Origin of the sequence: Ulvibacterium sp. (assembly GCF_965248315.1) — a bacterium.
GTDB lineage: Bacteria > Bacteroidota > Bacteroidia > Flavobacteriales > Flavobacteriaceae > Ulvibacterium.
Window position 1 is genome coordinate 225,175 of record NZ_CBDFIX010000002.1, and the last position, 23,564, is coordinate 248,738.

The following is a 23,564-nucleotide window of genomic DNA, read 5'->3' on the forward strand; positions in this document are numbered from 1 at the left end:
CTTTGGATGCGTATCTTTGCAGAACCATTTTTTTCCAGTTTTAAGCCTTTAAAGAGCGTGTTTATTAGATGAGGCAGTTTATAATATTCGGAATCCTTTTGTTATTTATCTCTTGTGGGAATGAAGACCAAAAGTCAGAAGTAGAGACTCCTCTATTTGTGCTTAAGGACACAACCATTGGAATTTCCTTTGAAAATACATTGATCTACGACGAGGAATTTAACCCATACTTGTACCGTAATTTTTACAATGGTGGAGGGGTGGCCATCGGGGACATCAATAATGATGGGTTGGAGGATATCTATTTTACCGGGAATATGGTAGATAATAGATTATTTTTAAATAAGGGCAACTGGCAATTTGAGGACATTACTGAAAACGCAGGTGTCGCCTGTCCTGGTGTTTGGTCTACAGGAGCTACGTTTGTGGATGTAAATGGCGATGGTCTTCTAGATTTGTATGTCTGCAAATCCGGAAAGCCGGAAGGCAGCAATAGACATAACGAACTTTTTATAAACAGGGGTACAACAGACCTGCCCGACGGTCAGGCGGGATCAGGACAGGTAACCTTTATCGAATCTTCCAAAAAGTATGGGTTGGATATTGAGGGGCTCTCCGTACACGCCGCTTTTTTTGATTACGATAAGGATGGGGATTTGGATGCCTATATCCTGAACAATTCGCTTCGTTCCGTGGGTGCATTTGACTTGATTAAAGACCAACGGACCATTCCCGATGAAAGTGGTAGCGGAAACAAATTTCTTAGAAACGACAATGGAGTTTTTACCGAAATTACTGAGGAAGTTGGAATTTATAGTAGTAAGATAGGGTTTGGCTTAGGAATTACCTTGGGCGATTTCAACCAGGACAATTGGACGGATATTTTTATATCCAATGATTTTTTTGAAAGAGACTATCTCTATATCAATGATACATTAGGAGGGTTCACAGAAGAGTTGGAAAACTATTTTCAATCCATCTCCATGGGTTCTATGGGTGCGGACATGGCCGATTTGGACAACGACCTTCTGTCCGAACTCATTGTTACCGAAATGTTGCCCGAAAATCTTGAGCGCCAAAAAACCAAGACTCTTTTTGAATCCTGGGACAAATATACCATGGCTCGAGAACAAGGCTATTTTCATCAATTCCCTCGTAATACCCTTCAAAAAAACCTTGGAGGCGAACAGTTTTTGGAAACTGGAAGATTGGCGGGTGTATCCGGTTCCGAATGGAGCTGGGGAGCCCTTTTATTTGACATGGACAACAATGGCCTAAGGGATGTCTTTATCAGTAACGGCATTTATAAGGATTTGCTAGATCGCGACTATTTGGCCTATCAGGCTAATGAGGAGGCCATAAAAAACAGAATTCAAAAAAATGAAAAAAATGTAATAACCACCTTAATCGACGCCATTCCTTCCCAAGCCGTGCCAAATGCCGTCTATGCCAATCAGGGAAATCTAAAATTCCAAAAAACTAGCTATGAATGGGGCTTGGGCACTCCTAGTTTTAGCAATGGAAGTGCCTATGGCGATTTGGACAACGATGGCGACTTGGACTTAGTGATAAACAATGTGAACATGCCTTCCTTTGTATATGAGAACACCACAGATACGCTCGCGAACAGAAGCATTACCTTAAAACTAATGGATTCCACCGGTCGCATGCCAGTAATTGGTACAAAAGCCACCATCAAATATGGGAACGACCAATATGCCCATGGCGAAAATTACGTGTCAAGGGGTTTTCAAAGCAGCGTTCCGTACGGCGTCCATTTTGGAGTCGGAAACAAGGAAAAAGTAGATTCCCTTTGGATCCAATGGCCCGATGGAAAAATTTCAACGTATACGAATCTTGCCACCAATAAAGCATACTCTTTTAAGCAGCCCGTACATCTTGGAATGTATCCGCCAACACCTTCTTTTGATGCTATAGCTCCAACAATACTAGAAGAAGTTTCGCCATTTTTCGATTTTAAACATAAGGAAAACAATTATGTAGACTTCAACAATGAACGGTTACTTACCCAGATGAGCAGTAACGAGGGCCCGGCCTTTGCCAAGGCCGATATCAACAAAGATGGAAAGCTTGATTTTTTCGTAGGAGGTGCTAAAAATCAAACGGGAAGGCTATTCATTTCCTCCCGAACAGGATATCACCAAATGGATGCCCCTTTTGGAGAGGACTCCAATTCCGAGGATACGGATGCTTTATTTTTTGATGGTGATAATGATGGAGATTTAGACCTTTATGTCTGTCATGGCGGTAAGGCTTTTTCGCCCTATTCCGTAGCCCTCAATGATGCCTACTATAAAAATAATGAGGGTGCCTTTGTCAAATCCAAAACTAGCCTTCAATTTCCAAAGACCCTAAGCTCGTCCACGGTGGCGGCTTCGGACTATGACCAGGATGGGGATATGGATCTTTTTGTTGGGGAACGCTATAAAACCAATCTCTATGGATTGCCGGGTACCGGTTATCTTCTCGAGAACAATGGGAAAGGGGAATTCACAACCTTAGAGGAAGAAGGTTTCATCAATTTAGGCATGATTACCAATGCCCATTGGAGCGACCTGAACAATGACGGTTGGGAGGACCTTGTAGTACTTGGCGAATGGATGCCCGTAAAGATTTTCTTGAATGAAAAAGGCAAATTAGTAGATAAGACCGAAGCATACGGAATGGGAGATTCTTCCGGGCTCTGGACATCCTTGGAAGTGGCCGATATTGACCGTGACGGGGATATGGATATCGTTGCCGGAAATATTGGACAAAATAGTTTTTTAAGACCAAATATGAAGATGTTTGTCCATGACTTTGATGGCAATGGATTTCAAGAACAGATCATATGTCAGTTTTCAAATGGCAAGTATTATCCCATTGCGGATAAAGATGAGTTAATCTCCCAAATACCGGATCTCAAGAAAAAATTGCTGTATTATAAGGATTATGCCAAGGCAGATATCTCTTCCATATTCACGAAAGAGCAACTAAAAAACGCTATCTCTTTTGATCTTAAAATGATTGAAAGTACTGTTTTCATTCATGAAAATGAAAAGTATTTCCCCACAAGACTCCCAAGTGAAATTCAATATGCCCCGGTATACACAATCACGTCTACCGATATAAATGAAGACGGCCATATCGATCTTTTCTTTGGAGGCAATCAATATTTGGTCAAACCTCAGTTTGGAAGGTATGATGCTTCAACAGGATGGGCTATCTTTGGACCCTATACCAATACTAACAATCCTCCCGAAGTGTTTCCGTTGAGAATCAAAGGACAGATTAGAAATCTAGAATGGATAGACACGGGCACTAAAAAAGTGTTAATAGCTTCGATAAATAATGGAAAAACCAGATTTTATGAGTTCAAAAATGATCGCTAAAGTATTTGGCACTTTCATTTTCATGGTACTTATGGGTTGCTCCGAAAGTAAGTACACAAGTATGGTAAAAAAGGAACTTGCCAGTGGCGTAATCCACGACTCCCTTTTTCTTGGGCTTCGGTTGGGGCAAACCCGGAAGGATTTTTTTGAAATCTGTTGGAATTTGAATCGAGAGAAAAAGGTGACCCACAGCGAAATTTTCCCATTTGTCAAATACCCTTTGCCTAAAAAGACAACGTCCGATCCAGAAAAGGACATGACTATGCTCTTCTATGGCGATTTTGATGAAGGAAAGACCATTATGACCGGAATGAAACTTCAATTCTATTATGACGCTTGGGCGATATGGAGCAAACCCTTACAATCCGATCAATTGCTTTTAGCGGTCAAGGACTCCTTGGAAAAATGGTATCCCGGAAATGATTTTATTCGGGTTTCCCTCAAAAAGGACTCGACCGAGTTATTGGTAAAGGTGGACGGAAACCGTAGGATAACCATTAAACCTTTGGATGACAACCGAATAGTAAAGGCTAAAATAGATGACCTTAGATATGTTTTGGATAAGGAATAAAAAAAACGCTTCAACAGGAAAATTTGCACAATTGGGCATAGTACCGATGCTATTATGTATTATAACATCTTGTACCTCGGAAACTGCTATTAAGAATCAAACCGAGCCAAAAAAAGTTTTTCAATTGCTTGATGAATCTGTTACAGGTATCGATTTTACCAACAAACTAGCTTATGACAATGAGTTCAACGTTTACAAATACCGTAATTATTACAACGGTGGCGGTGTTGCTATTGGGGACATTAACAATGATAGCCTTCCGGATATTTATTTTATCGCCAATCAAGAAAAGAACCGACTCTTTCTGAACAAAGGGAATTTTAAATTCGAGGACATCACGGATCGATCTATGGTAGGAGGAACAAAACCTTGGTCTACAGGAGTAGCAATGGTAGATATTAATGCAGATGGTTATCTTGATATCTATGTCTGCAATTCCGGTGATTTAAATGGGGAAAATAAACAAAATGAACTTTTTATAAATCAAGGAGATACAACCTTCAAGGAAATGGCCGCCGAATACAATTTAGATGACAAAGGCTTTTCCACACATGCCTCATTTTTTGATTACGACAAGGATGGGGATTTGGATGCCTATATCCTGAATAACTCCTATAAGGCCATTGGAGGTTTTGATCTAAAGCTGAACCAACGGAATAAAAGGGACGTTCTAGGGGGCGATAAATTAATGGAGAACATAGACGGTAAGTTTGTGGATGTAAGTGAAAAGGCCGGTATCTATGGTAGCGTTATAGGTTTTGGTTTAGGGGTTACCGTCGGTGATGTAAATAATGACGGATGGGAAGACATTTACGTATCCAATGATTTTTTTGAACGGGATTACCTCTACATCAATAATCAGGATGGTACATTTTCCGAGCAGCTCGAAAATCAGATTACGGCTACAAGTGTAGCTTCCATGGGTGCGGATATGGCAGACATTAACAATGATGGTCACAACGATATTTTTGTCACCGAGATGCTTCCTTCGGACTATGATCGCCTTAAAACGGTAACTACTTTTGAGGATTGGAACAAATACCAATTGAACCTCAAAAGCGGGTATTACCACCAGTTCACAAGAAACACCTTTCAACTGAACAATGCTAACAATTCGTTTAGCGAAATTGGGCGGTTAAGTGGTGTCGAGGCTTCCGACTGGAGTTGGGGCGCCCTTATATTTGATATGGACCATGACGGTTTTAAGGATCTGTTTATAGCGAATGGGGTTTATAGAGACCTTACTGATCAGGACTACCTCCTATACCTTTCCAACGAGGAAATTTTAAAATCTATGATCAGCAATGATACTATCAATTATGCAAAGTTGATAGAGATCATTCCCTCCAACAAAGTGAAAAACCATGCCTATAAAAATTTAGGTAAACTTAATTTCGAGATTTACGAGCAATCAGGTCTATTACAAGAGAGCTTTTCAAATGGAGCAGCCTATGGGGATCTGGATAATGATGGGGATCTGGATCTGGTAGTGAACAATCTCAATATGGAGTCCTTTGTCTATCAAAATACCACTATGGATTCTGGACAGGTACATTATCTCAAATTTGACTTAAAAGGGGAAAATAAAAATACAAATGCCATCGGTTCAAAAATAAAAATCGAACCTTATTCCATTGCAATAGAAAACCAGCCGGTACGTGGTTTTCAATCGAGTATGGATATTCGTACCAATATTGGGCTAAAGACCGATGACCCTGTTGCCGTTACCATAACCTGGCCTTCGGGCAAGATTACCAAGCTGAATGATGTTAATGTTAATCAAACTTTGACGCTTTATGAAAAGGAGGCTGGAACAATAGAAAGAAAAAACACGGAAGCTGTTAAGAAGATATTCGAAAAATTGGATTGGGATAACGGCTACGAGCATCGTGAAAATCGTTTCGTGGATTTTGATAGGGATCGTTTGCTCAACCACATGTGGAGCACGGAAGGGCCAAAGGTTTCCATGGCCGACGTAAACAAAGATGGCCGAAAAGATTTGTTCATTGGCGGATCTAAGGGCAACCCGGCTACATTATTCCTAGGAACCCAGGATAAACCAATCCAAAAAATAACCAATGATTTTGATAAGAACAGTGAATCCGAAGACATGGGCAGTTTATTCTTCGATGCGGACAACGATGGGGATCTAGATCTCTATGTATGCAGTGGTGGTATTGAGTATTCCCAGTTTTCGGCTGATTTCTCAGACCGTCTTTATTTGAACGATGGTGCCGGAACTTTTACCCTATCCAAACAACAACTTCCCGTTAAGGGATCATTCCATAGTACTTCCATTGTACGGGCTGCAGACGTGGACGGTGATGGAGATCAGGACCTCTTTGTGGGCGAACGGATAATTCCCCTTAAATATGGTTCGCCTTGTTCGGGGTTTTTACTCCAAAATGATGGTCAGGGAAACTTCACGGAGGTTACTGGTCAACAAGCCCCGGAACTGGAGGGAATAGGGATGATTACCGATGCCCAATTCCAAGATTTGGATGCCGATGGTGATCAAGATCTAATAGTAATCGGTGAATTTATGGGAATTGAACTATTAGTAAATGAAAAAGGAAGGTTTAGTAGAAAAGCCAATAACAAGCTTGCAGATTTAAAGGGATGGTGGAACACCATTCACTCAGCAGATTTGGACAATGATGGGGATATGGATTTCATATTGGGCAACCATGGTCTTAATAGCCGATTCGAGGCAAGTGCTGAAAATCCGATAACCCTATACTCCAAGGATTTTGATGGCAACGGCTTTACAGACCCCATTCTTACTTTCCGTAGGGACGATGGAAAAGATTACCCCTATGCACTTCGACATAACTTAATAGAACAGATGAAAGTCCTCAACAAGAAATTTCCCAACTACCAATCCTTTAAAAATGCATCCATTACAGACATGTTCTCACCTCAAGAAATGGAGGGGGCCTACCGTTTGGAGGCGAACATTCTTTCATCCGTAGTATTAACAAATGAAGGGGATTTCAATTTCAAGGTTCAGGAACTCCCCATAGAGGCGCAGTTTTCGACTACTTATGCGATCACAACCCATGACTTTGACAAGGACGGAGATCAAGATATTGTTCTGGGAGGAAACCTATACAACGTAAAACCCGAAGTGGGTCGGTATGACGCCTCCTACGGTGTTTATTTGGAAAACTTGGGAGCCATGAAATTTATAAATCGGGAGAGCGGAAACGGTTTTAACGTAAAGGGAGAAATCCGTGATATGGTGATAGATGGTCAACAACTCATTGTCGCTAGAAATAGGGACTCTTTGGTTCTTTTTAAATTTTAAGACATGAGATACGCACTAGGTGTTTTCGTCATAACTTTCCTACTTTTAGTGGGTTGCTCGGAAACTAAAAAAGAGGTTCCTACCGAAAGAGCGGCGATTTATTTCCACAGCGTTCCCTCGGACAGTAGCGGTGTGGATTTTTCAAATAATCTGCACCATAATGATGACCTTAATATCATTGAATATCTCTACTACTACAATGGAGGTGGGGTGGCCATCGGCGATATAAACAATGATGGTCTAGAGGATATCTATCTGTCCGCAAACCAAACTCCGGACAGGCTCTACCTAAATCTAGGAAATCTAAAGTTCAAGGATATAACCGAAGAAGCGGGCATGGTATTGGACTCAACTTGGTCTACCGGTGTGACTATGGAAGATATCAATAATGATGGATTTCTAGATATTTACGTTTCTAAAGTCGGAGATTATAAAAATCTTAAAGCACATAATTTGCTCTATATCAATAATGGCAATAATTCCTTTACGGAATCGTCGTCTCAATATGGTCTTGATTTTTCAGGGTTTTCCACTCAGGCTTCTTTTTTTGATTACGACAACGATGGTGACATGGATATGTACCTGATGAACCACTCCATCCACACCCCCAGAAGTTATGGCAACATAAGCATTCGGCAACAAAAGGATTCACTTGCCGGCGACCGATTCTTCGAAAATACTTTGAATGAAGGCAAGGCAAACTTCATTGATGTCACAGATGAATCGGGCATCTACAGCAGTGCCTTAGGATATGGATTGGCCATTACTACTGCTGATATCAACAAAGACGGTTTCATGGACATTTATATAGGCAACGACTTTCATGAGGACGATTATCTTTATATCAACCAAGGAGATAGAACTTTTAAGGAATCAAGGGATGCATCTCTAAACCATACCGCCCGATTTACAATGGGCGTGGATATAGCCGACATAAACAATGATCTGCTTCCTGATATTTTCACCTTGGACATGATGCCTTTTGATCATGAAATTTTCTTGAAATCCGGAGGAGAAGATTCCGATAAAGTAAGCCAAATCAAAAATAATTTTGGTTTCGGCACCCAATATGCGAGAAATACACTTCAGCTAAACAGGGATAACCAATCTTTCTCTGACATAGCTTTGATGACGGAAACCTACGCCACAGATTGGAGTTGGTCCCCATTGATCCAGGATTTTGATAATGATGGCCTTTTGGACATTTACGTAACCAATGGCATTTACAAACGCCCCAATGACCTCAACTACATCAATTATCTGAGCAATGTAGATTTTGCGAAATATGACCAGACCAAGCAAAATGAAATTGAGAAAAAGTTGATTTACCAAATGCCCACCATTAATATCCCCAATGTACTTTTTCGCAATAAAGGGATCTTGGAATTTGAAAGGCTTACCAACGCATCCGGACTCCAACCTTCGTATTCCAACGGGGCAGCATATAGTGATTTGGATAACGACGGCGATCTGGATATTGTTGTCAATAATATTAATCAAAAGGCCTTTGTACTTGAAAATAGAAGCTCAAATCAAGCCAATAATAATTTCGTCTCATTTGAATTGAAGGGAGATGAAACATACAAAAACCCTTCTGGTTCAAAACTGTACCTCTATGCCAATGGCAAGACATTCTATAGAGAGCTTGCAACCACCAAGGGATTTCAATCCTCCTCTTCGCATAGATTGCATTTTGGGCTTGGGCCTACTAAAAAAATTGATTCCGTTAAGATTCAGTGGTTGGACGGAAAGGAACAGATAGAAATGGACCTGGTCATTAACCAACACCACACCATAGAAAGAAATGCCACGAGAACCCTCTTGGAAAATGAAAGCTCTAAGGATGAACCAGATAGCAAGGTTGCCACTTTTCCATATGTACATATTGAGAACAACTATCTGGATTATGAACGTGAGATATTAATCCCGGAAAAACTATCTTCGGAAGGGCCCTGCCTGCTCAAAGCGGATTTCAATGGCGATGGACGGGACGATATTTTTGTGGGATCATCAAAATATCAATCTCCTTCGCTTTTTATACAGCAAAGGAATGGGACCTTCTTAAAGGATAGAAAAAGTGAATTCATCAAGGACATTGAATATGAAGATGTAGACGCCACTGCTTTTGATTTGGATAATGATGGCGATTTGGATCTTTACGTGATGAGTGGAGGGAATGAAAAAGTAGAAGGTGATCCGTATCTGGAAGACCGTATCTATATCAATGATGGGAAAGGCACATTTAGCCGACTTAAAATCGATTTGATCAGGACCAATGGGGGAAGTGTATCTTCAGGAGATTTCAACGGGGATGGGTTTACGGACCTCTTTATCGGTAACCGTTCCATTCCCGGTGGATATGGTCTATCCCCAACTAGCTACATCCTGGAGAACAATGGCAAAGGTAGTTTTAGAGTAGTGGCACAGTCCAGTATGGGTATGATAACGGATAGTCAATGGGCCAACATAAATGATGACGATCTTTTGGACCTCGTGCTCGTTGGAGACTGGATGCCCATCACCATTCTTATAAACCAAGGGGATTCCAAGTTTGTGGATAAGACAAAAGCCTATGGTTTGAACAAGACTCACGGTATGTGGAATACAATATGGGTGACGGACTTGAATGGGGATGGCAAAAACGACATTTTAGGAGGTAATGCTGGCCTGAATATGAAGTTCAAGGCCTCACAGGAGCGCCCTTTAAAATTATATGTCGATGATTTTGACGAAAATACCCAACCAGATCCCATTATTTTTTATGATTTCTTTGGAGACTACGTACCCTTTGCCTCCAAAGACCGATTGGCCCAGCAACTTCCCTCCCTAAAGAAGCGATTTTTGGGTTATAAGGAGTTTTCAAAAATAAGTGCCATTACGGATTTGACAGGGTGGCAGGAAAAGGATATCCTAGAAACCAAAACCATATATGAACTTAAATCCATGGCCTTTATCCAAGAGGATAGTACATTTCAAGGTATATCCTTGCCTAAGGAGGCCCAAATGAGTAGCATTGAAGATTTTCTTGTGGATGCCCACCAAGGTGAAAACCAGAGCATAGTATTTGTGGGCAATTATCTGGACTATACCACGGAACTAGGTCAAAGCAGTTCAAATTCAGGAGGGATACTTACTTATGGGGAAGACGGCATATTCAACTTTACGGATTATTTGCCCTTACCCCCTGCTATAAATGCCAGACAGATACTAAAAATTGATGAGGATACATTTTTGGTGGTCTCAAATGATGGCCCAGCATACACTTTTAATCTAATAATGCCCTAGACCTATAAATTTTAAATATTTCAACTAAAAATAGGTACGCGCTTAATAGGAAAAGTGGTATCTTTTATTCACAGGAATTGTAAAACCGATACCCTTGTTCCCTTTTAAAATGTACATAGGACCCTATCTCCCAAAAAGTGTTTTTGTAGTACTATTTTTTTTTCTAATCATTTCATGTTCCGACGATAATCCAGTAGATGATAATGAAGTTGTCCTAACCTGTTTTGATGGTATCCTTAATGGGGATGAAATCACTGTGGACTGTGGAGGTGTATGTCCTGGTTTTTGCCCTTTGGAAAGTATAGGTATATTGGAAGGTGAACTTGTAAGCGACTTACAACTTGATCCAAGTGTGGAATATCGACTTACTGGCCCATATCTTATAAGGGACAAGGCAGGTTTATCCATTCCGGCAGGAACGGTAATCAAAGCGGATCCCGGAGTAGGTGCCTATATTGCAGTGGCCCAAGGCGGTATACTATTTGCGTTTGGACAGCCGGAAAACCCGGTGATCATCACTTCCGGTGCAGAAAATCCAGCGCCTGGTGATTGGGGAGGGATTATCATTTGTGGTAAAGCTCCAATTGACACCGGTGAGGTTGGCCGATCGGATATTATTGATATTTTTTATGGAGGCTCCGAGTTAGAGGATACATCCGGAGGGCTTAACTATTTACGAATTGAATATGCTGGTGCCGTAGCTGAAAATCAACAAAATTTTGACGGTATTGCCCTTTACGGAGTGGGTGCATTTACAAATGTCACCAATGTGCAGACCTATGAAAGTCTGGGAAACGGAATCCGGTTCATTGGGGGCAATGCAGATGCAGAAAGACTTGTCGTTACCAATGCCGCGGGAAATGGCATAGCCGTGACCAATGATTGGAGCGGGAATGGAGATTCCTGGTACTTGTCCGGTGTTTCCAAGGCCGGAATCCAAATTGCCAGCAATGAACTAGTAGAAAGTCCCAATCCCATTGTTACGGATACCATACGTAATATCAGTCTGGTGGGACCCACTTTTGAAGAAGGGTTGAACTATTCCGAAGCAGGGGGGAGTTATGTGCTCACCAACGTCCATACAACGGGCATGCAATTAGGAATCAATGTTGAAGGACCGGCGGCTTCAAATCAGATAGACCTAGGTAATCTACAAATCGATTCCATCCAATTTGATAATCCGGCAACAGATTTTGTTCCGACCAATTACACCGGTACCAATCCCGGATTTTATCAAGAAAATATGACTATAGGTGCTGGGAACGAAGCCCTAAAACCCGATTGGGCTAATGGTTGGACAAGAGGTTTGCAATAAGTTTCAATCCACATACATTGATTTTCGGATGGAAACTGGTCTGTTGTCATAAGTAAGCCCTTCCAAATGGATTTCAAACTCTCCGGTCACATCAGAGGTAAAAAAATCCAATTGGGTCTGTCCATCCCTCAAATTGAATTTTGGAATCCAAAGTAATTGTAAGCGATCATCTGGTAGACGGTATTTGGAATCCGCAGGATTTATTCCGTCATATTGTTGTACAAAGTATTTCTTGTTCGGTTGGGGCTTCATAATTTCTTCCATCAAAATTGCGCTATTCTTTTGAAACTGTTCATAACCATCACCCGCCTTGGTCCTTATAATCAGGGCACCCTGAAATACTTCGGGTCCAAAAACAAGTCTATGCCTCAATACGGTCATGGCTTCAATGGTACGGGCATCGAACTCCAGAAGGGCATTATTATCTTGTATTAGACAGCCATCCATTAGGATCAACGGAGGTAAATCCGCAACTTGGGTGTAATCGAACCCTTTTATACGTATGGCTTCATTGTCCCTGTCCACCCTTTTATGGGAAACATCCTTAATAATTTCCACAATGGTTTCACGTACCGTTTTAAAACGTACGTAATCGTCCAGTAGATACACTTCTTTTTCTTTGTTGTCCGAAAACTGTCTTAGTGGATTGGACAAGATAGAGTCCGGTCGAAATTGAAAATAGGAGTTTTCGATTTGATTATGAATACTTCGTTGTAGAATCTTCTCTCGCATTGATGAGTCAATCCTTATCCCCGCAAAAACCAATTTGGAATGGTCTAAAGGTTTCTGCTCCCTTAACCGAACCTCATATCCTTCCGAATTAACAGCCAAAACCTGTACAACAGCCTTCTCCCCAGAATGGTAACCGTCTATATTTAGATGAAAATTTCCCAATTCGTCAGTCTCTACTACTTCAAAAAAGTAGTCCTCCCCTGGAATGCATAGCGCAACCTTTAAATTCTGAATGGATCTGTTCTCTTGAAGTGCAATGACCTTACCCGAAAACAGTTCTCCGCGTAGTTCGGGGAGATAAATGGTATCTCCAATTGCGGCCAAAGGTTTTACGTTGGAAGCATGATTCTTTTCAAAAAAATCTAGCATTCCTGATTGTGCCGATGCCGGAAGACTATCCTTTTTTCTAACGGAAATGGAATAGTTGCCTTCTAAGGTTTCGCTCTGATCCTTATTGTGAAACAAAAGGGATACTTTTTCGCGTTTTTTAAATCTTTTGTCCGGAATCATTAGGCTTAAAGGTGATATGTTTGTAGGGGTAGCCTTATTTGCCAGGGAAACCGCTCCATTGTTTAATTGCAAGGGCTTCCCCTGGGAATTGAACTCTGAGGATACTAGTTTCCCTTGTACATCTTGATTGGCCATATAAGGGTTTATAATCGCAACATTACCCTGAAAAAAATCCGCTTGGTCCTGATTTCGCATCCAACTCGTATAGGCCACTAATGTATAACCTCCCGAAACGATATCGGTAGGTACGAAGAAATCGCCATGGCCAACCCCATTTTCCAATAAAATTTTATGTTTAAAAACGACTTTGCCTCCAGTGCCGATCAATTCCACATAAGCAATTTTGCTTAGCTTGCTTAAACCCCCGCTTCCACGCTCCAAACAATATACCTTGTAATAGAGATATTCGCCTGTTAAGAACAGAGAGGAATTTACATGGACAAAGATACCTTCTTGGGGAACGGTCTTAAAACCATTTATCTGATCATTTGTCTTTAGGGCAACCTGGCCCAGCCCTATGGCAGGGGTTGTAAACCATATCAATAAAATACATAATAAACGTTTCATGGGACAAAAATTATTCTATCCAAAAATCCGGCACCTTATTGCTGCCTAAAGCGGTACAATCCCCACATGCACTTGGGGTCATTAAGTAACCGCCTTGACTTGGGTCAAATTTATAAAGCACACTGTTACCCCGGTCCAATATTCCCTTGAGATCCTCTCCAGAAGCAGGGGAACCGGTGCATTCCTGAATGTAAGGAGGCAACTCCTCTCCTGGAAAAAAGTCCTCATAACTAAAGAATAACCGTTTTTCGTCTATGGCGGCAACCTCAAAAAACCCAGCAACATTCTCATCCTCATTATCCACCGAAAAGATATTCCCTGGCAAGAAGCCCGGTTGATCCTCGGTGAAAACACTATTAGGAGATTGTGATAACCCCTTAAGAGCCTCATAATAGTCAAATGCTTCCGGTGTCTGCACATATTGCCTAACCAAAATACTATAGCGGTGCGACAGGATATAATTGTTGCGATTGATAAATCTTACGGGGTAACGGCTCAATCTATCCTCGGAAAGATTTAAGGTGTTGACAACTTCAATAGTCTTTTCCCTATCCGTACCATAACAGGTCCGTTCTTCCCGCTCACGTAAAATTATTTCAAACACAGGGCCCGTGGAGAGCTGAATAACGAATACTACATCATTGGGGCCCCAAAGAGGTGCTATTATCTTAAAAGTTTCCTCATATTCGTATCTATAATAATTGGACTGCCGGGAGGGGTCAAAAGTATCCACGAAGATGCCCATGCCTTCTTCACCTTGATCATTGGTGGTCCGTTCCGCGTGCAATTCGTCTATTGTAGTAGTAGCTGTTGGCAGTTGCATGGTATCCGAGCGATAGGATCTACCATCATCTGTGGTTATGGATAGACTGTAGGTCTTGCCCATTTCCGCGGCGAACGGAGGGTTGGACAAATAGATTCCGGGCTCCTCTTCCTCAAATACAAACTGCCCCCCGTCCCCATCCTCAATGGTAACATTGGCATTTTCTTCGGCTTGGGGACCATCTTCATCAAAACGAAAAGACCGGGTCAAACGTACTTCCTGTCGCTTGTTTTCATTGGTAATCAGTGCATCGACCACCAAAACATCCTCAAAACCTTCAACGGTACCCTCAAAAGGTTCGGTACAACCATAGACCCATAATAGCACTGTCATACCTAAGAATGGTATAAATAGTTGTTTTTTATTTCTAATTGATGAATGCATCGATTATAAGTTCAAAATCTAAAATTATAGGTTATGGATGGTATCGGTATGGTGAAAATGGAGCTTTGTAGCGCTTCGATCTGTCCGTCCTGAGAAACAAAAAAAACAGAATATGGGTTATTCCTGCCCAAAACATTATAGACGGAAATTGTCCAGAAACTGTGGGCAAACTTCTTTATTTTATGGTTCCCCTCGATATTAATCCCTATATCCAAACGATAAAAGTCGGGAATCCGGAATTGGTTCCGTTCACTGTAAAGCACAAACTCGTTTCCGTTAAACTCATAGTTCCCAACAGGAAATGTAACCGGTCTTCCGGTTTGGTACACAAAATTACCGGAAAAACTAAATCGCCTAGTAAGCTTATAATTTAATACAAGGCTAACATCATGGGGCTTATCAAAATTCGACGGGAAAAATTCCCCGTCGTTTACGCGTTCCTGCGGAAATTCACTATCCAACTGAAAAAATGAACGGGAATAGGTGTATCCCAGCCAACCATTTAGTTTTCCCCGGTTCTTGCGAATCAATAATTCCACTCCATATGCTTTTCCCTTTCCTTGCAATACTTCGGTCTCTATATTCTCGTTGAGGAACAGTTGGGCTCCTGTCTTGAAGTCTATGATATTGTTCTGCCTTTTGTAAAAGCCTTCCAAACTAAGTTCATAATCCTTGATATTCTTATAAATCCCCAATGAAAACTGGTTGGCCTGTTGAGGTTCTATATTACGATCCGAAAGTTTCCAGGTATCCACGGGAGATACCGTGGTATTATTGGATAGGGTATGGATAAATTGATAGGTGTTGTTGAAGCTTGCCTTAATGGATAGGCTGTCATTTAAAAGATATCTTGCAGAGATACGGGCCTCTGGCCCACCATAGGTCTCAAAAATCTCATTGTTGTCAAAAGTTTCGGAGCCAGCCACATTGGCATCGGTCCTAGGTACTCCTTCCTGATATATTCGCTGTGTGGAAGGGCCCAATGCAGCGTAAAACGAATAACGCAGTCCTAAATCCAATTGCAATTTTTCATTGACCTTGTAATTATCCGATACAAAAAGGGCTGACTCCAACGCTCTTTCTTCGGGAACGGCCAACGGCAGTATGATATCATTGGAGCCTTTTGGGGCTATCTCCCCGGGAAGCACCGAATACAATTTTCCGGAAATTCCATAATCAATGGTATGGGATTCGTTAAGCAGATATTTCAATTGAAGCTTTAGCTCCGTCTCATCTATTTGAAATCCTTGCTCAAAGTTTCTATTTGTGCTCCCATCAAAATCGATATTGAATTTATATTGACTGTTATTCAACATCAAGGTTCCGGAACTTTTTTCGCTCAGTTTACGGTTCCACTGCAAGGAAAGCAAACGATTGCTATAGTCGAACAAGGAATCTGAAGTTATACTAAAGATATCCCTACTATAGTACGCAGTTGCCCTTAGTTCATTGTTATCATTGATTTTATGGTTGTACTTGGTTATAAAATCATAAAAGGAAGCCTGACTGTTATTCAGGTTCTCCTCGTCCAAGGAACGCAAAATCCAATCTGAATAAGCGCCACGTGCACCTACCATAAGTCCGGCCTTTTCCTGGGCCAAGGGAATCTCCACAACGGCATTTGAAGTCACCGGACCCACCGAAACCTCACCTTTAAATTTGGTGTTACTGGCATCCTTGCTACTAATGTCAAAAACCGATGACAACCTACCTCCAAACTCGGCGGGAATACTTCCTTTATAGATATTAAGATCATTTATGGCAAATGGGTTAAATGCCTGAAAAAAACCAAAGAAATGCGTAGGGTTATAAATTACTCCATTATCCAGGAGGATAAGATTTTGATCGGTCTTACCTCCCCTTACATTAAATCCTGCAGAACCTTCTCCTGCGGTGGATACCCCGGGAAGGGTAGTAGCAATCTTAAGCACATCCCGTTCACCTAGAACCAAGGGAACATTTTTTGAAGCTTCCGAACCGATACGTGTATTTCCTGTTGAAGTATCTTCAACATTCCGTGTGGCATCGGCGGCCACAACAACCTCGTCCAGTTGTTCAAAATTCTCCTCAAGGTTAAAGTTGAGCCTACCATTGTCATAAATGATTACATTTCTTTGCGAACTTTCTACGCCCATGGAACTGGTTTCCAATACATTCAATCCGGATGGCAATTCAATTTCATAAAAGCCGGTATTATCCGTTACCGCTCCGATATTCAGCCTCCTTACAACAATAGCTAGGTTGGCAATGGGTTCCCCCGTACTGGTGTTGGTAACATAACCTGAAAGGGTAAATTGGCCCTGTCGATTGGTTTTACGTTCCCTGCCTATTCGTATGGTTTCCAGAATCTTGTCCGGTCCATCATTTTGTTTTCCCAGGAGAATGGGTCCGGCCGAAACATTTTCCCGAGGTGTTTCTTCAATCTCTACCTTTGCCGGTTTGGTAAAGAACCCTTCTGGTAAATCTCCATAGATACTATTATTGCGAGTCAAAATAACTCGATTGTCCCTGGTAACAAAGAAATTGATTTGCGTATCCTGAAAAAGATCGGTTAGAATGGTTTCAACAGATTCATTTTCATAGCTCTTGTTTAAAGCCGTGCTATCCAGCCATTGTTCCGCATAATAAAATTGAAAATCCGTCTTTTGCTCTATTTCCGACAATAGCTCGGTAATTGATTTATTTTGGATTTCCAAGGATACCTTCCGCTCCTCCTCCTGACCCATTAAAAACGTGAAAAAAAGCAATAGCACTATGGTTGTTACGAATCTCATAGACTTCCTTTATCGCTTTGATTGGAGATTAAAGCCGATAAGTCTAACAAAATGGATTTCATATAGGCATCGGTATCCGATTTTCCTAAAGAAGCATAACGATTGCGCAGGGCCTTTACCTCCTTTTTGTACTTTGGAAAAATCCCGTTAAGGTCGTTGGCTTTTTTTAGGACGTAAAAATCCAGGCCTAGTCTTAAATAATAGGTGTAGCCATCCTTAAACTCATAGTACAGAACTTCTTCATCTGTCCTCTTGAATCGTTTCTTTCGATGTTTTTTGAACAAGCTTAGGGAGTCCTTTTCCAGTAGGATTTCGAAGAAACCGGAAATATTCTCTTTAGTTTCTTTTCCACTTAAATGTTTGAACTGATGTTGATCTATCTGAAATTCAGCTACTTTTTCCTTATCCAATACCGTGATAGGCAATCTGCTCAATTTTTCATTTTTAATGGATAGTTGATCAGTATACACATCATAGCGCAAATTTACCTCAAAATAGGGTTCACCATCATAGATTACCGAACCCAAAACAAAATAGGGTTCCTTAAAAAATTGATGTTCATCGTTAATGGCCCGAAACTCTTCGGCATAGGCTACGCCCTCAAATATTCCTGAATTGGTTTGCCCTATCATATCATCGAACCAAGCATATGTGGAAGGGTCTCCCTCGGATATTTGGCCAAAAATCAAACATGGTGACCATATACTAAAGAGTGCAAATAACAACTGAAGGAAATGAGTAGGGTACGTGATTTTCAAACCAGGGTTTTCCGGGATTTAGCGATTTTTTATTTTTCAATTAAGATAGGGGTTTTTCACAATTATTCATAGGACATATATAAAACCTGTACAATAAAATGGGCTATAGTTTCTGAAACAAGGTAAAAAGACAACCTTCTACTGCCATGCCGTATCCTAAATTCAAAATTGCAATATAATTATGCGCTAAACTTTTACAGATAAATTCCTAGGAATTTGCTACAACGAGTCTAAAATAATATCTTAAACCCCGCAAAAAAATGTGGTATGTACTCCATCGGATATGATATTGGAAGTTCTTCGATAAAGGCCGCCCTGGTAGCCACTGCATCCGGAAAAAGTTTGGATGTGGTCAGCGAACCCAAGGTTGAGATGGGCATGATAGCCTTAGAAAATGGCTGGGCGGAGCAACATCCAGACGATTGGTGGCAACATGTCTGCAATGCCACAAAAGCATTGCTCCAAAAACACAACCTAGATCCCAACGATGTTACCGGAATCGGCATTTCCTATCAAATGCATGGTCTTGTCGTTGTAGATGAAAATGGTATTCCACTACGAAATTCCATTATTTGGTGTGACAGTAGGGCAGTAAACATAGGGCAGAAAGCTTTTGACGCGTTGGGAAATGATAAATGCGCTTCCCAATTGTTAAATTCCCCGGCGAATTTTACGGCCTCCAAACTCAAATGGGTAAAGGACAATGAGCCGGAAGTTTACCAAAAGATATACAAGTTTATGCTTCCAGGTGATTATGTCGCCTATAAATTAAGTGGTGAAATCTGTTCTACCATTTCGGGCCTTTCAGAGGGTATATTCTGGGATTTCAAAAATAATGGCATAGCGGATTGGTTATTGGAACATTATGGGATTGACAAGAAAAAGGTCCCTGACCTGGCCGAAACATTTTCCGTTCAAGGCAAGGTCTCAAAGGAAGGCGCCGCCGCATCCGGTTTGGCACCGGGCACTCCTATCTTATATCGTGCTGGAGACCAACCCAACAATGCACTTTCCCTAAATGTCTTTAACCCTGGGGAAGTCGCAACGACGGGAGGAACCTCGGGGGTGGTGTATGCCATAACTGAAAATCTATCCGTAAAGGAGAGTTCAAGGGTGAATAATTTTGCCCATGTGAATTATACGGTCTCAAATCACAGAATAGGTAAATTGCTTTGTATCAATGGATCTGGGATACAGTACCGATGGCTTATGAACAACCTAGATGTTTCGGACTATTCGGAAATGAACGATTTGGCCGCTTCTGTCCCCATTGGATCGGACGGGGTGCTGATACATCCTTTTGGAAACGGTGCAGAGCGAATGTTGGACAACAAGACCTTGGGCACACAAATGTCCAACATAAATTTAAACAACCATTCCAAAGCGCATTTATGCAGGGCGGCTTTGGAAGGTATTGCATTTTCCTTCGTTTACGGCATGGAAATTATGGAATCCGATGGTATTCGCCCAACAGTAATTAGAGCTGGTAACGATAACCTCTTTCGATCGGATATTTTTTCAGAAACCATTGCTACCCTTATAGGGCAAGAAATTGAAATCTATGATACCACTGGCGCTATTGGTGCTGCCAGGGCTTGTGAACTTTATAAAGGCGATTTTAAAACCTTTGGAAAGAACATTATGGATAATGACTATCTCATGAAGTTTGAGCCTTCAAGAAATAGGTCGGAATATGAATCTGCTTACAACAAATGGAAACAACAACTAAAACTCTTAATCAATAATTCGTAAAACATGGCACTAATAGGAGAGAAGGAATATTTTAAAGGAATCGGGGAAATTAAATTTGAGGGTAAGGATTCCGATAATCCATTGGCATTCAAATACTACAATCCCGAACAGGTCATTGCGGGAAAGACGATGCGGGAACATTTTAAATTTGCCATAGCCTATTGGCATACCTTCTGTGGACAGGGGGCAGATCCCTTTGGACCGGGAACACAGAACTTTCCCTGGGACCAGCCTTCCGATGCGGTTGATGCGGCCAAGGCAAAAGCGGATGCCGCCTTTGAGTTTATCACTAAAATGGGTTTTGATTATTTCTGTTTTCACGATTTTGACCTGATCCAGGAAGCCTCCACATTTGCCGAATCGGAAAAAAGATTGGCCACAATTGTAGATTACATAAAAGGCAAAAAGGCCGAATCTGGGGTTAAGTTGTTATGGGGAACGGCAAATTGCTTTTCTAACCCCAGGTATATGAACGGTGCCTCTACCAATCCTGATTTTAATGTGTTGGCCCGCGCAGGAGGACAAATAAAACTGGCTTTGGACGCCACAATTGCACTGGATGGTGAGAATTATGTGTTCTGGGGCGGTCGTGAAGGGTATATGTCGCTCTTGAATACCGATATGAAACGGGAGCTGGACCATATGGGTCGCTTTTTGGGCATGGCCCGGGACTATGCCAGAAAACAGGGCTTTACAGGAACCTTCTTCATAGAACCTAAACCTATGGAGCCCATGAAACATCAATATGATTTTGATGCCGCCACCGTGGTAGGGTTTTTACATCAGCATGGGCTACAGGATGATTTTAAACTGAACATTGAGGTCAACCATGCCACCTTGGCAAGCCATACTTTCCAACACGAGCTGGAAATGGCCGCGGCCCATGGTATGTTGGGAAGTGTAGATGCCAACCGTGGCGATTATCAAAATGGATGGGATACCGATCAATTTCCAAATAACCTTACAGAGGTTACGGAAGCTATGTTAGTATTTTTGCAAGCCGGTGGGCTTCAAGGCGGAGGTGTTAATTTTGATGCCAAAATAAGAAGAAATTCCACAGATATGGAAGATGTATTCCATGCCCATATTGGTGGAGCAGACACCTTTGCCCGAGCCTTGATTACCGCGGATAAAATCATTTCCTCATCCCAATACACAACGCTCCGAAAAGAACGTTATGGTTCGTATGACTCCGGAAAAGGGAAAGATTTCGAAAATGGCAAATTAGAGTTCAAAGATTTATACGAAATCGCAAAAGAAAACGGAGAGCTTCAATTGCAAAGTGGTAAACAGGAATTATTCGAGAACATCATTAATCAATACATTTAAGAATTTCCTTTTGACCTTCTTTTATGTATAGAATTCTACAATGGCATGTACACGCAAAGTTTTATAAAACTTTGCGTGTCTTTGTTAAATCCATAATTTAAGGGCAAAGAATTTGAGAAATTCGATGGTTTTTTTAAGCAAAACAGTTACTTTGCTAGACCGTTACGGAATTTTTAGTACTAATAACCAGCCAATACAACTATGACTTCGTCTTTCGAATTTTGGGATTACTTCATTTTTATAGCCTATGCTTTTTTAATCCTTGGGGTGGGCCTCTGGGTATCCAGGGATAAAAAAGGACATCAAAAAAATGCAGAAGATTACTTTTTGGCCAGTAAATCGTTACCCTGGTGGGCTATTGGGGCTTCATTGATTGCCGCCAATATTTCGGCAGAACAGTTTATAGGCATGTCCGGTTCCGGTTTTGCCGTGGGATTGGCTATTGCCTCCTACGAGTGGATGGCCGCCATAACCTTGCTGATTGTAGGGAAGTATTTCTTACCGATCTTCATAGAAAAGGGATTATATACCATTCCTGAATTTGTAGAAAAACGATATTCTACCAACCTAAAGACCATCTTGGCCGTTTTTTGGATCGCACTTTATGTATTTGTGAATTTGGCTTCGGTATTGTATTTGGGATCTTTGGCTTTAGAGACTATTATGGGAATTCCTATGGTCTATGGTGTGATCGGTCTATCCCTATTTGCTGCGGCCTACTCCCTATATGGAGGTCTTTCCGCCGTCGCCTGGACCGATGTTATTCAGGTTATCTTCCTAGTACTGGGTGGGTTGGTAACCACCTATCTGGCATTAAATACAGTCTCTGATGGCAATGGCGTTTTGGCAGGACTTCAGACTGTTTATGAAGCTGTTCCCGAAAAATTTGTTATGATTTTGGACGAATCGAACCCAGAATATAAAAATCTTCCCGGTCTTGGCGTTTTGGTAGGTGGCCTATGGGTGGCCAACCTCTACTATTGGGGGTTCAACCAATATATTATCCAGCGGACACTTGCCGCCAAATCCTTACGCGAATCCCAAAAGGGAATTATTTTGGCCGCTTTTTTGAAAATTGTTATCCCCGTTATCGTTGTCGTACCTGGAATAGCTGCCTACGTAATGATAAATGATGCGGAAACCATGAATCGTCTAGGCGATGTGGCATTGAACAATGCACCTTCATTGGAGCAAGCGGATAAAGCTTATCCATGGCTGTTGCAATTCTTGCCCACAGGACTAAAAGGTGTGGCATTTGCGGCTTTGGCCGCTGCCGTGGTCTCTTCTCTGGCATCGATGTTAAATTCCACATCCACCATTTTTACCATGGATATCTATAGACAATATATCAACAAAAATGCTTCCGACAAGACAACTGTAAGGATTGGTAGGCTATCTGCCGCCGTTGCACTTGTTATTGCTTGTATAATGGCCCCCTTATTGGGAGGTATAGACCAAGCCTTTCAGTTTATCCAGGAATATACCGGCTTGGTAAGCCCGGGCATACTGGCGGTCTTCCTTTTAGGGTTGTTCTGGAAAAAAACAACGAACAAAGCAGCCATTATTGGCGCATTGGTCTCCATACCGATCGCTTTGTACTTCAAGGTTGCCCAGAACGGGTGGTCTTCCAGCCCATTTTTCGTGGACGTTCCGTTTATGGATCAAATGGGGTATACGGCCTTACTTACTATGTTGGTCATTATTGCGCTAAGCTTATTTCAAAACAAGGGAGAGGAGGACCCCAAAGGCATTTCGCTTACCAAGGGAGTCTTTAATACAAGCCCAAAATTCAATATTGGAGCCTTTGCAGCAATGATTATTATTGCTGCCATTTATGCTTTCTTTTGGAACTAAGTCATGATGCAAGTGTAACCTTGTTTTAATATAATCCAGGGTATTATTTTGCGCTCTTATCCATATAAGTTGCAATCCATTTTTGACAAAACAGAACCTTGTTCCCATAAAAATAGTTTATGTTAGTTTTGGCTTACTAGCCACGTTTTGATACGAATTGAAAATGACGTAATTTTGGGCACTAATTAGGTTTAAATCTTTCCCAATTGTT

The 23,564-nt window shown here is 41.4% G+C and carries 12 protein-coding genes; 8 read left to right on the forward strand and 4 right to left on the reverse strand.

All coding sequences use genetic code 11. The features are described 5' to 3' along the window. Nucleotides 1-68: 68 nt before the first annotated feature. From ACP2AF_RS02510 to ACP2AF_RS02530, 5 genes are all read left to right on the forward strand, one after another. Nucleotides 69-3,392 carry a VCBS repeat-containing protein gene (locus ACP2AF_RS02510; RefSeq protein ID WP_425234667.1) on the forward strand — a complete coding sequence of 1,108 codons (3,324 nt, stop codon included), beginning with the start codon at nucleotides 69-71 and terminating at the stop codon, nucleotides 3,390-3,392. Further along, nucleotides 3,370-3,963, forward strand: coding sequence for a hypothetical protein (locus ACP2AF_RS02515; RefSeq protein WP_425234668.1), 594 nt, complete (start codon nucleotides 3,370-3,372; stop codon nucleotides 3,961-3,963). The genes ACP2AF_RS02510 and ACP2AF_RS02515 overlap by 23 nt, the downstream gene beginning before the upstream one ends. Beyond that, the gene (locus ACP2AF_RS02520) at nucleotides 3,932-7,270 is read left to right on the forward strand and encodes a VCBS repeat-containing protein (RefSeq protein WP_425234669.1); all 3,339 of its coding nucleotides are present in this window, start codon (nucleotides 3,932-3,934) and stop codon (nucleotides 7,268-7,270) included. Before ACP2AF_RS02515 ends, ACP2AF_RS02520 begins: the two co-directional genes overlap by 32 nt. Nucleotides 7,271-7,273: 3 nt before the next feature. Next, nucleotides 7,274-10,555: an FG-GAP-like repeat-containing protein gene (locus tag ACP2AF_RS02525; protein ID WP_425234670.1), complete on the forward strand. Its 3,282-nt coding sequence runs from the start codon at nucleotides 7,274-7,276 to the stop codon at nucleotides 10,553-10,555. A gap of 109 nt (nucleotides 10,556-10,664) precedes the next feature. Continuing rightward, nucleotides 10,665-11,870, forward strand: coding sequence for a hypothetical protein (locus ACP2AF_RS02530; protein ID WP_425234671.1), 1,206 nt, complete (start codon nucleotides 10,665-10,667; stop codon nucleotides 11,868-11,870). Nucleotides 11,871-11,873: 3 nt separating this feature from the next. On the opposite strand, the gene ACP2AF_RS02535 is transcribed toward ACP2AF_RS02530, so the two are convergent. From ACP2AF_RS02535 to ACP2AF_RS02550, 4 genes are all read right to left on the reverse strand, one after another. Beyond that, complete coding sequence (locus tag ACP2AF_RS02535; RefSeq protein WP_425234672.1) at nucleotides 11,874-13,679, reverse strand: hypothetical protein; 1,806 nt, start codon at nucleotides 13,677-13,679, stop codon at nucleotides 11,874-11,876. A gap of 10 nt (nucleotides 13,680-13,689) precedes the next feature. Continuing rightward, nucleotides 13,690-14,835, reverse strand: a complete 1,146-nt coding sequence (locus ACP2AF_RS02540; RefSeq protein ID WP_425234673.1) for a DUF4249 domain-containing protein — start codon at nucleotides 14,833-14,835, stop codon at nucleotides 13,690-13,692. A gap of 62 nt (nucleotides 14,836-14,897) precedes the next feature. Then, nucleotides 14,898-17,660, reverse strand: a complete 2,763-nt coding sequence (locus ACP2AF_RS02545) for a TonB-dependent receptor (protein ID WP_425234674.1) — start codon at nucleotides 17,658-17,660, stop codon at nucleotides 14,898-14,900. Beyond that, the gene (locus tag ACP2AF_RS02550; RefSeq protein ID WP_425234675.1) at nucleotides 17,657-18,418 is read right to left on the reverse strand and encodes a hypothetical protein; all 762 of its coding nucleotides are present in this window, start codon (nucleotides 18,416-18,418) and stop codon (nucleotides 17,657-17,659) included. The genes ACP2AF_RS02545 and ACP2AF_RS02550 overlap by 4 nt, the downstream gene beginning before the upstream one ends. A 267-nt stretch (nucleotides 18,419-18,685) precedes the next feature. Between ACP2AF_RS02550 and ACP2AF_RS02555 the strand changes: the two genes are divergently transcribed. From ACP2AF_RS02555 to ACP2AF_RS02565, 3 genes are all read left to right on the forward strand, one after another. After that, on the forward strand, nucleotides 18,686-20,170 hold the full coding sequence (locus ACP2AF_RS02555) for a xylulokinase (protein ID WP_425234676.1): 1,485 nt from the start codon (nucleotides 18,686-18,688) through the stop codon (nucleotides 20,168-20,170). Between the two features lie 3 nt (nucleotides 20,171-20,173). After that, a complete protein-coding gene (xylA, locus tag ACP2AF_RS02560) occupies nucleotides 20,174-21,499 on the forward strand; it encodes a xylose isomerase (protein ID WP_425234677.1) in 1,326 nt (441 codons plus the stop codon). 201 nt (nucleotides 21,500-21,700) lie between these two features. Next, on the forward strand, nucleotides 21,701-23,353 hold the full coding sequence (locus ACP2AF_RS02565; protein ID WP_425234678.1) for a sodium/sugar symporter: 1,653 nt from the start codon (nucleotides 21,701-21,703) through the stop codon (nucleotides 23,351-23,353). Nucleotides 23,354-23,564 lie beyond the last annotated feature (211 nt).

Coding starts and splice junctions, on each gene's coding strand:
- ACP2AF_RS02510 (WP_425234667.1), top strand. CDS start 69: ATGAGGCAGTTTATAATATTCGGAATCCTTTTGTTATTTATCTCTTGT.
- ACP2AF_RS02530 (WP_425234671.1), top strand. CDS start 10,665: ATGTACATAGGACCCTATCTCCCAAAAAGTGTTTTTGTAGTACTATTT.
- ACP2AF_RS02565 (WP_425234678.1), top strand. CDS start 21,701: ATGACTTCGTCTTTCGAATTTTGGGATTACTTCATTTTTATAGCCTAT.
- ACP2AF_RS02525 (WP_425234670.1), top strand. CDS start 7,274: ATGAGATACGCACTAGGTGTTTTCGTCATAACTTTCCTACTTTTAGTG.
- ACP2AF_RS02535 (WP_425234672.1), bottom strand. CDS start 13,679: ATGAAACGTTTATTATGTATTTTATTGATATGGTTTACAACCCCTGCC.
- ACP2AF_RS02520 (WP_425234669.1), top strand. CDS start 3,932: ATGACCTTAGATATGTTTTGGATAAGGAATAAAAAAAACGCTTCAACA.
- ACP2AF_RS02555 (WP_425234676.1), top strand. CDS start 18,686: ATGTACTCCATCGGATATGATATTGGAAGTTCTTCGATAAAGGCCGCC.
- ACP2AF_RS02540 (WP_425234673.1), bottom strand. CDS start 14,835: ATGACAGTGCTATTATGGGTCTATGGTTGTACCGAACCTTTTGAGGGT.
- xylA (WP_425234677.1), top strand. CDS start 20,174: ATGGCACTAATAGGAGAGAAGGAATATTTTAAAGGAATCGGGGAAATT.
- ACP2AF_RS02515 (WP_425234668.1), top strand. CDS start 3,370: ATGAGTTCAAAAATGATCGCTAAAGTATTTGGCACTTTCATTTTCATG.
- ACP2AF_RS02545 (WP_425234674.1), bottom strand. CDS start 17,660: ATGAGATTCGTAACAACCATAGTGCTATTGCTTTTTTTCACGTTTTTA.